Source organism: Sphingomonas sp. GM_Shp_2, from assembly GCF_026540875.1.
GTDB lineage: Bacteria > Pseudomonadota > Alphaproteobacteria > Sphingomonadales > Sphingomonadaceae > Sphingomonas > Sphingomonas carotinifaciens.
In genome coordinates this window covers 1-13,711 of sequence record NZ_JALNUQ010000025.1, presented here as the reverse complement: position 1 = coordinate 13,711, position 13,711 = coordinate 1, and the positions used below count along the sequence as shown (strand labels likewise).

Annotated in this window: 8 protein-coding genes; 7 read left to right on the top strand and 1 reads right to left on the bottom strand. The window is 69.9% G+C overall.

What is annotated here, in order from left to right; genetic code table 11:
* The first annotated feature begins 34 nt into the window (after window positions 1-34).
* Window positions 35-2,362: a GH92 family glycosyl hydrolase gene (locus tag OXR08_RS10345; RefSeq protein ID WP_267349577.1), complete on the top strand. Its 2,328-nt coding sequence runs from the start codon at window positions 35-37 to the stop codon at window positions 2,360-2,362.
* A gap of 14 nt (window positions 2,363-2,376) precedes the next feature.
* On the top strand, window positions 2,377-4,299 hold the full coding sequence (locus tag OXR08_RS10340) for an alpha-L-fucosidase (protein WP_267349575.1): 1,923 nt from the start codon (window positions 2,377-2,379) through the stop codon (window positions 4,297-4,299).
* Window positions 4,300-4,336: 37 nt separating this feature from the next.
* Here OXR08_RS10340 and OXR08_RS10335 read toward each other — a convergent pair whose 3' ends face one another.
* The gene (locus tag OXR08_RS10335) at window positions 4,337-5,317 is read right to left on the bottom strand and encodes an SDR family oxidoreductase (RefSeq protein WP_267349574.1); all 981 of its coding nucleotides are present in this window, start codon (window positions 5,315-5,317) and stop codon (window positions 4,337-4,339) included.
* Window positions 5,318-5,454: 137 nt separating this feature from the next.
* Here OXR08_RS10335 and OXR08_RS10330 point away from each other — a divergent pair, with 137 nt between their 5' ends.
* The 5 genes from OXR08_RS10330 to OXR08_RS10310 form a co-directional block, all read left to right on the top strand.
* Window positions 5,455-6,042, top strand: a complete 588-nt coding sequence (locus OXR08_RS10330; protein ID WP_149682266.1) for a sigma-70 family RNA polymerase sigma factor — start codon at window positions 5,455-5,457, stop codon at window positions 6,040-6,042.
* Window positions 6,011-6,949, top strand: coding sequence for a FecR domain-containing protein (locus OXR08_RS10325; protein ID WP_267349573.1), 939 nt, complete (start codon window positions 6,011-6,013; stop codon window positions 6,947-6,949). The genes OXR08_RS10330 and OXR08_RS10325 overlap by 32 nt, the downstream gene beginning before the upstream one ends.
* Window positions 6,950-7,053: 104 nt before the next feature.
* A complete protein-coding gene (locus tag OXR08_RS10320; protein ID WP_267349571.1) occupies window positions 7,054-9,921 on the top strand; it encodes a TonB-dependent receptor in 2,868 nt (955 codons plus the stop codon).
* Between the two features lie 82 nt (window positions 9,922-10,003).
* Complete coding sequence (locus tag OXR08_RS10315; RefSeq protein WP_267349569.1) at window positions 10,004-11,983, top strand: hypothetical protein; 1,980 nt, start codon at window positions 10,004-10,006, stop codon at window positions 11,981-11,983.
* A 122-nt stretch (window positions 11,984-12,105) separates the two neighbouring features.
* Window positions 12,106-13,711, top strand: a 1,606-nt coding sequence (locus tag OXR08_RS10310; protein ID WP_267349611.1) for a glycoside hydrolase family 3 N-terminal domain-containing protein, incomplete at its 3' end; no start/stop codon positions are given.

Sequence of the window (13,711 nt, the reverse complement as noted above, 5' to 3'; positions counted from 1 at the left end):
CCTGCGCCCTTTTCCTTCATCAGCAGGACCATCGATGATGACCAAGCCCGGCACCGTCTCCCGCCGCAGCCTGCTCGCCTCCGCCGCGGCGCTGGGTATGCCCCTGCCCGCCCTTGCCGCGCGGCCGGCGCGGCCCCGCGCGAACCTGTTCATCGGCACTGGCGGCGACGGCCACACCTATCCCGGCGCCACCCTGCCGTCGGGCATGGTGCAATTGTCGCCCGATACCGATGTGGAGCGCTGGGACACCTGCTCGGGCTATCATCATGGCGACGGCTCGATCATGGGGTTCAGCCATACGCACCTGTCGGGCACCGGCATCGGCGACATGCTGGACGTGCTGGTGGTGCCGACGCGCGGGCCCGTGCAGCTGCTCCCCGGCCCGCTCGGCAACCCCGATGCCGGCTATCGACAGCGCTTCTCGGCGGAGCATGCCGAACCCGGCTATTACCGGGTCGCGCTGGAATCGGGCGTGCGGGCCGAGCTGACCGTGACCGAGCGGACCGGCTGGCACCGCTACACCTTCCCGGCCGGCGCCGGGCATATCCTGGTCGACCTGTCGCACCTGATCCTCGACAAGTCCGACGCCGCGCCCCTGATCGACGAGGCCAGCCTTGCGGTCGATGCGGACGGCACGCTGACCGGCGGCCGCCGCGTCCATCGCTGGGCCAAGGGCCGGCGCATCCATTTCGCGATGCAGCTGTCGCGCAAGCCCGACCGCATCACCTTCTACGGCGACAATGATGCCGAGCAGCCGGCCGGCGCCGCCGGGGTGCAGGGCAAGCGGGTGAAGGCGGTGCTGCATTATGACGATGCCGGCGCGAAGCCGGTGCTGATCCGCTGCGGCATCTCCGGCGTCGATGTGGACGGCGCGCGCCGCAATCTGGCCGCCGAGGCGCGGCACTGGAACTTCGACACGGTACGCCGCGATGCCGCCAAGACCTGGGCGCGCGAGCTGGACGCGGTCGCGGTGGAGGGCGGCACGCCCGACCAGCGCACGATCATGACCTCGGCGCTCTACCACGCGCTGCTCGCCCCCACCCTCTTCTCCGACGTCGACGGCCGCTATGTCGGCATGGACCGGCAGGTCCACACGCTGCCCGCGGGCGAGCGCGCCTATTCGACCTATTCGCTGTGGGACACCTACCGCGCGCTGCATCCGCTCCTGACCATCGTCGCGCCCGACCGGGTGCAGAGCCTGGTCTCCGACATGATCCGCCAGACCGCCCAAAGCCCGCTCGGGCCGCTCGTCTGGCCGCTTCAGGGCGTGGAGACGGGGACGATGATCGGCTGGCATGCGGTGCCGGTGCTGGCCGAGGCGCAGGCCAAGGGGATCAAGGCCGATTACGCCGCCGCCTGGCCCAACATCGCCAAACGATCGTTCGACTTCACCATGCGCGACCTCGACAATTCCAAGGGCCGCGACCTGTATGACGCCAAGGGCTATGTGCCCGCCGACAAATGGTTCGAAAGCGTCAGCCGCACGCAGGAATATGCCTATGACGACTGGGCATCCTCCAAAATCGCGCGTGCCGCCGGCCGGACGGCGGAGGCGGACCGCCTGCTCAAGCGGTCGGGCAACTGGCGCAACGTCATCGATCCCGCGATCGGCTTTGCCCGCCCCCGCTTCGACGACGGCACATGGTGGAAGGACTATGATCCGATCCAGCTCGGCCACATGCCCAAACCCTGGTGGCGCGACTATACCGAGGCAAATGGCTGGCAGGCGACCTTCCTGAACCAGCACGACGTCTATGGCCTGATCGCGCACATGGGCGGCGAGCGCGCGTTCGAGGCGAAGCTGGATGCGCTGTTCAACGCGCCCTCCACGCTGCCCAAGAACGCGCCGCCCGACATTTCCGGGCTGGTCGGCCAATATGCGCATGGCAACGAGCCGGACCAGCATGCCGCCTATCTCTATGCCTATGTCGGCGCACCGTGGAAGACGCAGGGCATGGTCCGCCGCCTGCTGACCGAAATGTACAAGAACGATCCCGACGGCATCATCGGCAACGACGATTGCGGACAGATGAGCGCATGGTTCGTGCTGTCCGCGCTCGGCTTCTACCCGGTCGATCCGGTCGAGGCGGTCTATGTCTTCGGCTCGCCCCTGTTCGAACGCGCGACGCTGACGCTGCCCGGCCGCCGAAAGCTGGTGGTCGAGGCGCCGGGCAACGGGCCGACGACGCCCTATGTGAAATCGGTGCAGTGGAACGGCCGCCCCTGGACCAAAAGCTGGATTTCCCATGCCGATCTGGTGAAGGGCGGCCGCCTGACCTTTACGATGAGCGCGACGCCCGAACCCGGCTTCGGTCGCGCGCTTGCCGACCGGCCGCCCTCGTTCGGCCGCACCCCCGCCTGATGCCGGAGCCTCGCATGACCGATCTCACCCGCCGCTCGCTGATCGCCGCCGGTGCCGCCGGGGCGGCCCTGCCCGCCTTGACGCCCGCCTTTGCGCAGACGCCGGCAGGCGCGCCCAAGCCCTGGGGGGCGACGCCGTCGAAGCGCCAGCTCGCCTGGCATGCGCGCGAGCAGTACGCTTTCGTCCATTTCTCGATCAACACCTTCACCGATCGCGAATGGGGTTACGGCGACGAGAGCCCGACGCTGTTCAACCCCAGCGACTTCGATCCCGACCAGATTGTCGCCGCGGCCAAGGCGGGCGGCATGCGCGGCATCATCCTGACCGCCAAGCATCATGACGGCTTCTGCCTGTGGCCGACGAAGCTGACCGAACATTGCATCCGCAACAGCCCGTACAAGAACGGCCGGGGCGACATCGTCGGCGAGATGGAGCGGGCGACGCGGCGTGCCGGCCTCGCCTTCGGCCTGTATCTCTCGCCCTGGGACCGCAACCATCCCGACTATGGCCGGCAGGGCTATATCGACTATTTTCGTGCGCAGATCGTCGAGCTTTGCACGCGCTACGGCGAACTGTTCGAATTCTGGTTCGACGGGGCCAATGGCGGCGACGGCTATTACGGCGGCGCGCGCGAGACGCGCAAGATCGACGCGCCGGCCTATTACAACTGGCCCAGCATGATCGCGCTCGTTCACCAGCATCAGCCGATGGCCTGCACCTTCGATCCGCTTGGCGCCGATGTGCGCTGGGTGGGCAATGAGGACGGCATTGCGGGCGATCCCTGCTGGCCGACCATGCCCAACCACCCTTATGTCCAGTTGGAGGGCAATTCGGGCGTGCGCGGCGCGCCGCTATGGTGGCCGGCGGAAACCGACGTGTCGATCCGGCCGGGCTGGTTCTACCACGCCGACGAGGATGCCAAGGTCAAGGATCCTCAGCGTCTGCTGCGCCTGTACGACGAATCGGTCGGCCGCGGCACGAACCTGAACCTCAACCTGCCACCCGACCGCACCGGCCAACTGCACGCACACGATGTCGCGGTGCTGAAAAGCTTCGGCGACGCGCAGGCCAGGACCTATGCGACGAACCTCGCGCAAGGCGCCGTCGCGCGCGCCAGTCATGAGCGCGGTGCGGCCTTTGCCGCGGCCCGCGTGCTGGACGGCAACCGCGACACCTATTGGTCGTCGCCGGACGGCGTGACCACGCCCAGCCTGACGCTGGACCTGCCGCCGGGCAAGCCGTTCGACGTGATCCGCCTGCGCGAATATCTGCCGCTCGGCGTCCGCGTGACGCGCTTTGCGGTCGATCTGGACGAGGGCCAGGGCTGGCGCCAGGTGGCGGAGCACGAGTGCATCTCCGCCCAGCGCATCATCCGCCTGCCCAAGCCCGTCACCGCGCGGCGCCTGCGCCTGCGCATCGTGGAGGCCCCCGCCTGCCCCGCGATCAGCGAGATCGCCCTGTTCCGACAGGCGGCGCCGGTACCGGTCGCGCCGGTGCGCTCGTCCGATCCGACGATCCTTGCCAAGCAGGGCTGGCGCATCGTCGCCGCATCGGGGACGGGTGCGGAGGCGTTGATCGACAACGAGGCGGCGACGCGCTGGACCGTCCCCGCCCCCAGCGCGGCGGCCCCGGCGCAGGTGACGATCGACCTGGGCGCCACGCAGATGCTCGCCGGCTTCAGCCTGACGCCGTCGCGCACCGTCGCCAAGGACACCGCACCGCCGCGCGGCTATGTCTGCGAGACGAGCATGGACGGCAAGACGTGGACGCCCGGTGCGGCGGGCGAGTTCGGCAATATCGCCTATGCGCTCGCCACCCAGCGCGTGACCTTCGACACGGCGCGCCGGGCGCGTTTCCTGCGCCTGTCCTTTGCCGCCACCGCCGTGCCCGCGGGCAAGCTGACCGTGGCGGAGGTGGGTGCCTTTACCGTCCGGTGATCCGCAAAGCCCCTCCCCTTCGGGGGAGTGGTGACTGCTACGTCCTCTCGCCCCCGGAGCCACGCCGCGCGACCAGCCAGCCGGCGAGCAGCGCCACGCCGGCACCGGCCACCACCATCCCGGCGCGGCGCTGGTCCGGCCGGCGGAAACCGCCATCGACCGCGCCGTCGTCCGCTGGCGGCGCGAACAGATTGCCGCCGGTCACGGGCACCGGATCGGCCTTGGCGAAATACCGCCCCATGAAACCGTTCATCATCGCCGCGCTCAGGTTCGGCGTGGCGAACTGCGTGATCTTCATGAAGGCCGCCGGCGCGCCCACCGCCGTCGTGTTGCGCGGCCGGTCGGCAAGGCGCACCACCGCCTTCGCCACGGTGCGCGGATCGAGCACGCCCGGCGGCACCGATGTCTTGCCGCCCGTGTAATTGCCTGCATGCGCGATCGCGGGCGTATCGACAAAGGTCGGATACACGTCGCAGATATGGATGTGGCGATATCCCGAGACTTCGCCGCGCAGCGCTTCGGAAAAGCCGCGCAGCCCGAACTTGCTCGCCGCATAGGCCGCGGCCCAGGGTGCGGCCAGGAACCCGCCTATCGAGATCATGTTGACGAAAATGCCGCGCTTCTGCTCCAGAAAGATGGGCAGGACCGCATGCGCATCGTGCATGTGACCGATCAGATTGGCCTCGATCACCTGCCGGTGCGCTTCCATCGGCACCGCGTGATATTGGCCGACCGCGCCGATCCCGACATTGCTGAACCACAGGTCGATACCGCCCAGATGCTCGCGCGCCCGCGCCGCCAGCGCCTGCACCGCCGCGGCATCGGTGACGTCGGTCGGGATCACCAGCGCCTCGCCCCCCGCCGCACGGCATCGCTCGGCCACCAGATCCAGCGCGCCCTTGTTGCGCGCCGCCAGCACCAGCTGCGCACCGCGCGCGGCAAAGGCTTCTGCCGTTGCGGCGCCGATCCCGCTCGACGCGCCGGTGATGACGACCTTGGTCGGATGGTTGCGGGTCATGGGCATCCTCCTGAAAACCTGGCCCCAACGCGTCGCCCGCCGGAACGGACCTTTGCCCTGCGCCCGGTTGCCCCTATTTTGCGGCGCTTGCGACGGAAACGGACCGCCCATGCATCGTGGGATGGACGAGGGGGACGATGCGCCGGGCGAACACGCCATTGCTGCTATGGATCGCGCAGGAGGTGCTGCCGCACGAACCGGCGCTGCGTCGATGGCTGCGCGGTGCCTTTCCCCAACATCAGGCGGACGACGTGATACAGGAAAGCTATTGCCGCCTCGCCGAACTGGACGGGTTCGCCCATATCGCCGACCCGCGACGCTATCTGTTCCAGACCGCACGCAACGTCGTGCTGGCCGAGATCCGCCGGACGCGCGTGGTGCGGATCGAGGCGGCGGGAACGCTGGCGGATATCGAGCCCGCCCTGATCGCGGACGAGCTGGATCCGGAGCGGATCGTTTCGGGGCGCGGGCTGCTCGGTCATGTCGAGGCGCTGATCGGTGCGCTGCCGGACCGGGCGCGCGCGATCCTGCGGCTGCGCAAGCTGGACGGCCTGTCGCAGCGCGAGATCGCCGAGCGGATGGGCGTGACCGAGACGATCGTGGAGAATGACCTGGCCCGCAGCCTGCGCACCGTGCTGGCGGGGTTGAGCGAGGACGAGCGCGCCGAACTGCCGACGCGCCAACGGATGAGACATGGACGAACGCCCCTCCGCCGCCGCCATTGACGCCGCCGCCGCTGCATGGGTCGCGCGGTTGGACCGCGGCGGGCCGGATGCGGGGCTGGACGCGTGGCTGGCCGCCGACCCGCGCCACCGCGGGGCGCTGATCCGTGCGCAGGCGCTGTGGACGTCGCTGTCCGGCCTGCCCGCCGCCGCGGCCGAACCGCCGGCCCAACTGCCGGCCATGTCGCGCCGTCGCTGGCTGGCGGGCGCGGCGGGGCTGGCGGCGGCGGGCATTGCCGGGTTCGGCTGGTGGATACAGCATGATCCGGCGCAGGCATTCGCGACCGCGATCGGCGAGCGGCGCCCGGCGCGGTTGGCGGATGGGTCGACGATGCTGCTCAACACCGACAGCCGGTCGCGCGTGGCGATCGCGGGCGATGCGCGCCGGGTGATGCTGGACAGCGGCGAGGCCTGGTTCCAGGTGGCGCACGACACCACGCGCCCCTTCGTGGTGGAGGCGGGGGCGGTGCGGGTGCAGGCGGTGGGCACGGCCTTTTCCGTGCGCCGGCTGGCGGGACGGGCGCAGGTGGTGGTGAACGAGGGGCGGGTGCGCGTCTGGTCGGTGGACGCGCCGGCGCGCTTCCTCAACCTGACCGCCGGGTCGCGCGCCGTCGTTCGCGACGATCGCGGCGCGGACGAGGCGCAGGTGGCGCCCGCGCGCATCGACGAGGCATTGGCTTGGCGCCGCGGCGAGATCGTGCTGGACGGCATGACGCTGGGCGATGCCGCGGCCGAGTTCAACCGATACAACCGTCAGCAATTGTCGGTGGAGGCCGGACTGGCCGATCGCCGCATCGTCGGCTGGTTCCGCACCGACGATGTTGACGGCTTTGCCCGCTCCGCCGCGGCGATGACCGATGCGCGCGTCGAGCGGGACGGGGAGGCGATCCGGCTGCTCCGGGGGAACTGATCCGAATTAATTCGATCCGGTCCGGACGGAAATCGCCCGGCCGTCCATCTACCCTCGCGAGACGCACGCAGATGCGTCGCCAGACCAGAGGGGAGGATCTTCACATGCCGCTTCGTGCCACCTTCACCGCCGCATCGCTGATGGCCATCGTCGTCGCCAGCCCGGCCGCCGCCGCGGCGCAGACCAGGCGTTTCGACATCGCCGCGCAGCCCGCCGCCAGCGGCATCGTCGCCTTTGCGCGGCAGGCCGGCATCCAGGTGCTCGCGCCCGAGGAAGCGACGCGCGGCCGCCGCATCGCCGCGGTGCGCGGCAGCTACGCCGTACCGCAGGCGCTCCGCCGCGTCGCCGGGTCGGCCGGCCTCGCCGTCGCCTCGTTCGACGGACGCACCGCCATCCTCGCCGCCCCCCGCACCGCCACCCCCGGCGCCCCGCAGGCCGACACCGTCAACCAGCCCGGCGAGGCCCCGACGCAGCAGGCGGACAACGAGCTGGACGCGATCATCGTCACCGGCACGCGCACCCGCGGCCAGACGGTGCTGACCTCCTCCTCCGCGATCACCGTCGCCACGCGCGAGGATCTGGACCGCAAGGCACCGCGATCGACCGCACAGGCGCTGGAACTGGTTCCCGGCATCTTTGTCGAAGGATCGGGCGGCGAAGTGTCGAACAACTTCTCGGTACGAGGCCTCGCCGGCGGCGGGCAGCAATTCGTACAGTTGCAGGAGGACGGCCTGCCCGTCTTCTACATCAATGCGCTGTCCGACACGATCCTGAAGCAGGAAGTCTATATCGACCGGCTGGAGGCGGTGCGCTCGGGCGCGTCCGGCATCCTGACCGTCAACGGCGCCGGCGCCACCATCAACTTCATCACCCGCAAGCCCGATTTCGACAAGGCGGGCGGCACCTTTCAGCTTACCACGTCGAGCTTTGCCACCGCGCGCGTCGACGCCTTCATGACCAAGCCGATCGCCGAGAACACCGCGATCGCGATCGGCGGCTTCTACCGCCGCGACGACGGCATCCGCGATCCCGGCTATGACGCCAATCAGGGCTTCCTGTTCCGCGCCGCCATCTCGCAGCGCTGGGACAGCGGCCGGCTGACCCTGTCCGCCAAGGTGGTGGACGACCATAACATCTTCTACGTGCCGATCCCGGTGACCGGTGTCGGCGATCCGCAGTCGATCCCCGGCCTGTCCGCCACCCACGGCCTGTTGCAAAGCCGCGACTTCGGCCAGGTCCGGGTGCGCACCACGCCGACCACGGGCGCGTCGTTCAAGGACATCGACCTGACGGACGGCGTGCATACCAGGGCGCAGTCCTATGGCTACGACCTGACCCAGGATTTCGGACGCGACTTCAACTTCTTCGCGCGTGGCCGCTACACGCGCTTCGGCACCGACTTCAATTCGATCTTCTCCTACGACAATTCCGCGCTGCAACTCGCCTCCGAACGGCTGCGCACCACCGGCACCGGGCTGAATGCGACCAGCGTGCAGACGCTCACCCGCTTCGCGCCGGCGGGCGCCACGGGCCTCGGCCTGCGCTATGTCGATACCGGGCAGATCGTCCGCGGCGATGCCGCGCTCAACGCGCTCAACGGCAACGGCCTGATCGCCGAAAGCGTGATCGGCAACAACCGCGCGTCGGTGAAGGAATTCAACAGCGACACCGGCATCACCTGGCAGACGCCGACCAACTCACTGACCATCGGCGGGCTCTTCACCCGCTCCAGCCGGTATAACGACGCGGTGGGCGCCGCCACCTTCCTGACCGACGTGCGCAACCGCGCGCGCCGCGTCGACGTGGTGGCCCTCAATGCCGCCAACGGCGTGGTCGGCTCGCTGACCGAAAACGGCTTCCTCAACTACGGCACCTTCGGCGAAGGGCCGAGCCGCGCCAAGTTCACCTCGATCTCCGCCTATGCCACCGACCAGTTGACGCTGTGGGACAAGCTCAGGATCGACGGCGGCATCCGCTTCGAACATTTCGTGTTCAACCGGCTGGGCGGCAACACGGTCGGACAGGTGCCGGTGGCGGGTGCAGGCGTCTTCACCCCCGGTGGCGTGCTGATCACCGACAACGACACCATCATCGCCAACAACTACATCGCCCAATATGGCGGCGGCAGCTTCGACGGCACCTACTCGCGCCAGCGTCGCGAGTTCAACAAGATCGCCTGGACGCTGGGCGCCAACTATCTGATCACCGACCGTTTCGCCGTCTATGGCCGCTACGCCACCGGCTTCCAGGCGCAGGAACAGAACCGTCCGACCGACCTACGCTTCGCCGAAGCGGGCCTGCGCTATTCCAGCCGGCTGGTGCAGGCATCGGTGACCGGTTTCTACACCAACTTCCTCGATTACCCGCAATCGCGCGACGTGCAGACGACGGTGAACGGCGTGACGGTGACGCAGCAGCTTACCGCCAATTCCGGCATCAAGGTCTGGGGCGGCGAGTTCGACGTGACCGTGCGGCCGGTCGACTGGTTCCGCGTCCAGGCGGTGGGCGTGATCCAGGAGTCGAAGATCGACATCCGCTCGCTCTCTGCCTTCCAGGGCGGCAACCCGATCGACATCAACCAGATCGCGCAAGGCCTGCGCACCCAGGTGGAAGGGTTCGACGGCAACAAGCCGGAGCGGACGCCCGCGATCAACGTCGCGGTCACCCCCGCCATCGTGCTGCCCAACGGTCTGGGCGAGATCTACGGCAGCTGGCGGCGGATCGGGCGCATCTATGCCGATATCTCAAACCAGCTCGAACTGCCCGGCTACAGCCTGTTTTCGGCCGGCGTGATGGTCAATGTCGCGCCGGGCGTCACCTTCAACGCCTCGGTGGAGAATATCGGCAACGCCGTCGGCCTGACCGAGGGCAATCCGCGCGGCGGGTTCAACGAGAATACGGGATCGAACTTCTATTTCGCGCGGCCGATCAACGGGCGGAACGCGGTCGCCAGCCTGCGGTTCGATTTCTGATGTCTCCTCCCCTCCCCTTCAGGGGGGGCCGCCATATCCCTCTCCCCACCGGGGAGAGGGCAAAGCTGTAAAAGGACGCCTGATGATCCGCCTCGTGCTCGCCGCCACGCTTGCCATCACCGCCGCCACCGCGGTCGCGCAGCAAGCCCCCCTGGCGTTTCGCATCGACGAAGGGCGCAACATCAACGCGTTCCTGCGCCAGGGGCCGGTGGCGGCGCATCTGCTGCTCCGCTCGGGCAGCGATCCGCGCATCCTCGTCGCCTTTCCCGCCGGCAACAGCGGCACCGGCCTGTGGTTCGAGAAGACCGCCAAGCCCGTGACATGGCGGCTCGATCAGGCGCCGACCCCGTATTCATCGGCGAGGCTTCACGGCCTGCGGGCGGTGGCGAGCATCGATGCCCCGGAACTGCGCTTCCGGCAGGCGGTGCTGTCATCGGTACGCGTGCTGCGCGACTATGAGGCGCTGGGCAAGGCGCCTGCGGAGATACTGGTCGCCGGCCGCGCGGGCACATGGGCGCGGGACCGGCTGGACGGCGCCCCCGGCTATGCGCTGTCGGTATCGGGCCTGCGCGGCACCAGGATCGAGGGGGACCGGGTGAAAGCCGGCCCCGATGGCCGCATCACGCTGGCGATCACCGCCGCCACCGGCGAGACGCCGCTGACCCCGCTCGCCGGCTCCGCCCTCCTGAACGCACAGGCGGGCAGCGACATGCGCGCGCGCAACGCGCTGCAATTCCTGTCCTATCGCGAGAAATATCTGGCGGGATCATGGCGGTTCGACACCTATTTCGGCCGCGACACGCTGATGAGCCTGCGCCTGCTGATGCCGGTGCTGCAACCCGCCGCCGTGGAGGCCGGGCTGGGCGCGGTGCTCGCCCGCCTCGCCGCCAATGGCGAGGTCGCGCATGAGGAGGATATCGGCGAGTTCGCCGTGCTGCGCAACATGCGCGAAGGCCGCGGGCGCGTCGCGACGCCGATCTACGACTATGCGATGGTCGATGACGACTTCATGCTCGCCCCCGTCGCCAGTGCCTGGCTGCTCGGGCGCGGCGCCCCGCGTGCGGCGAGCTTTCTGAACGGCCGCGATGCCGCCGGCCGGACGCAAGGCGACCGGCTGGTGGCGAACTTCGCCTGGGTGGTGGAGCGTACCGCCGCCTTTGCCGCATCGCCCGGTGTCGACCGCCTTGTCGGATTGAAGGGCGACCGCCTGACCGGGCAATGGCGCGACAGCGAGGAAGGTCTGGGGCGTGGCCGCTACGCCTATGACGTGAATGCGGTATGGGTGCCCGCTGCGCTGGATGCGATCGCCGCGATCGACCGCGCCGGGCTGCTCAAGTCCTTCGGCACCCCCGCCCAGCGCGCCACCATCGGCAGGGCAGGTGCGCAGGCCGCGGCATGGCACCGCGCCGCGCCCCCGCTGTTCGCGGTCACGATCCCTGCGGACCGTGCCGCCAAGGCGGTGGGCGACTATGCCGGACAGGTGGGCGTCCCCGCGCAGGACGCGCTTGCCGCGCTCGGGACCGCGCCGGTGACGTTCAACGCCCTGTCGCTGATGGCGGATGGCAGGCCCGTGCCGGTGCTGCATTCGGATGACGGCTTTGCGCTGCTTTTCACCGATCCCGATGCCGCGGCGCTCGACCGCTCGCTGACCGCAATGATGCGCCCCTTCCCCGCCGGGTTGATGACGCCGGTCGGCCTGCTCGTCGCCAACCCCGCCTTTGCCACGCGCGACGTGCAGGCGCGTTTCGGCGCCGGCGCCTATCACGGCACGGTCGTCTGGTCCTGGCAACAGGCGGTGCTGGCCGCAGGGCTGAACCGCCAGATCGCGCGCACCGACCTGCCCGCCGCCGTCCGCACCAAGGCGCTGGCAGCGCGAGCGCAACTCTGGCGCGCCATCCAGTCGGCGGGCGAGGTGCGCACCTCCGAACTCTGGTCCTGGGCTTACCGGGACGGCGGCTACCGCGTCGCCCCGTTCGGCGCGCAGTCGGGGGACGCGGACGAATCCAACGCCGCGCAACTGTGGAGCACGGTGTTCCTCGCGCTGCAGCCGCCGGCACCGTGACCGCGGCGCGGGTGCTCGATCGCCGCACCCTGCTCGCCCGCGCCGGGCTGCTCGCCGCCGCCGCCGCGGTCCCCCGCCCCGCCGGCGCCGCCGCGACCCGCATTGCCGCGCTTATCGCCCGCATGACGATCGAAGAGAAGGCGGGGCAGCTTTCCTGCTTCAACGACGAGATCCGCCCCGTGGGCGCGGTGTTCAACCCGGTGGTGAATGCGCAAGGGGCCGCGGCGCAACTCGCCGACATCCGCGCCGGACGCATCGGCATGCTGTTCAACGGCTATGGCGCGCAAGGGGCGATCCGCGCGCAGGAGGCGGCACTGGCCAGCCGGTTGCGCATCCCGCTGCTGTTCGCCGCCGACCTCATCCATGGCTGCCGCACCATTTTCCCCATTCCGCTCGGCGAAGCCGCCGCCTTCGATGTCGACCTGTCGCGGCGCGTCGCCCGCGCCGTCGCGGTGGAGGCGCGCGCGGCGGGGATCCACTGGACCTTCGCCCCGGTGGTCGATGTCGCGCGTGACCAGCGCTGGGGTCGGGTCGCGGAGGGCGCGGGCGAGGATGTGGCGCTGAACGTCGCACTGGCGGTGGCGCGCGTCCGCGGCTTCCAGGGCGCCGGCCTTGCCCGCGCCGATGCGCTTGCCGCCACGCCCAAGCATTTCGCCGGCTATGCGGAGGTGCGCGGCGGCATGGAATATGGCGCGGTCGACATGAGCGACGCGCATCTGCGCGAGGTGGTGTTGCCGCCCTTCGCCGCCGCCTTTCGCGCCGGGGCCGCGGCGACGATGGCCGCGTTCACCGCCTTCAACGGCATTCCCGCCACCGCCAATCGCCACCTGCTGACCGACATCCTGCGCGAGGATCTGGGCTTCACCGGCGTCTGCGTGTCCGATTATGACGCCGACCGCGAGCTGATCGCGCACGGTGTCGCCGCGGACGAAGCGGATGCCGTGCGCCTCGCCATCCTGGCGGGCATCGACATGTCGATGCAGAGCGGACTGTTCCAGCGTCACCTCCCCGCCCTGGTGGCAAGCGGCGCGGTGCCGGTTGCCGTGGTCGACCGCGCCGTCGCCCGCGTGCTGGCGTTGAAGGACGCGTTCGGCCTGTTCGACGATCCCTTTCGCGGGCTCCGCGAGCCCGCCGCCCCGCCGCCCACCGCCCTTGCGCGCGAGGCGGCGACGCGCAGCATCGTTCTGCTGCGCAATGCGGGCGCGGTACTGCCACTCGCCCCCGCCACCCGCGTCGCGCTGATCGGTCCGTTCGGGGCCGATCGCGCGCATCTGAACGGCCCCTGGTCGTTCGCCGGTCGCGCGGAGGACGGGGTCGACCTCGCCACCGCGATCCGCCCCTTTGCCGTCGAGCCGGGCAGTGGCATTCACCATCCCCTGCCCGGCGGTATCGACCGCGCCGTGGCGGCGGCGCGCGCGGCGGACGTGGTGCTGCTCGCCATCGGCGAGGGCGCGGACATGTCGGGCGAGGGCAACAGCCGCGTCGCGATCACCGTGCCGTCTGCGCAACAGGCCTTGGCCGAAGCGGTGGCCGCCACCGGCAAACCGCTCGTCATCCTGCTGCGTCACGGCCGCGCGCTGGCGCTCGAGGGCGCGGTGCGCGATGCCCCTACGATCCTTGCTACCTGGTTTCTGGGGGCCCAGACGGGCCACGCGGTTGCCGATATCCTGTTCGGCCGCGCCGAGCCGTCGGGCCGCCTGCCCGTCAGCTTCCCGTTTGCCACCGGCC

Coding starts and splice junctions, on each gene's coding strand:
- OXR08_RS10345 (WP_267349577.1), top strand. CDS start 35: ATGATGACCAAGCCCGGCACCGTCTCCCGCCGCAGCCTGCTCGCCTCC.
- OXR08_RS10340 (WP_267349575.1), top strand. CDS start 2,377: ATGACCGATCTCACCCGCCGCTCGCTGATCGCCGCCGGTGCCGCCGGG.
- OXR08_RS10335 (WP_267349574.1), bottom strand. CDS start 5,317: ATGACCCGCAACCATCCGACCAAGGTCGTCATCACCGGCGCGTCGAGC.
- OXR08_RS10330 (WP_149682266.1), top strand. CDS start 5,455: ATGCGCCGGGCGAACACGCCATTGCTGCTATGGATCGCGCAGGAGGTG.
- OXR08_RS10325 (WP_267349573.1), top strand. CDS start 6,011: ATGGACGAACGCCCCTCCGCCGCCGCCATTGACGCCGCCGCCGCTGCA.
- OXR08_RS10320 (WP_267349571.1), top strand. CDS start 7,054: ATGCCGCTTCGTGCCACCTTCACCGCCGCATCGCTGATGGCCATCGTC.
- OXR08_RS10315 (WP_267349569.1), top strand. CDS start 10,004: ATGATCCGCCTCGTGCTCGCCGCCACGCTTGCCATCACCGCCGCCACC.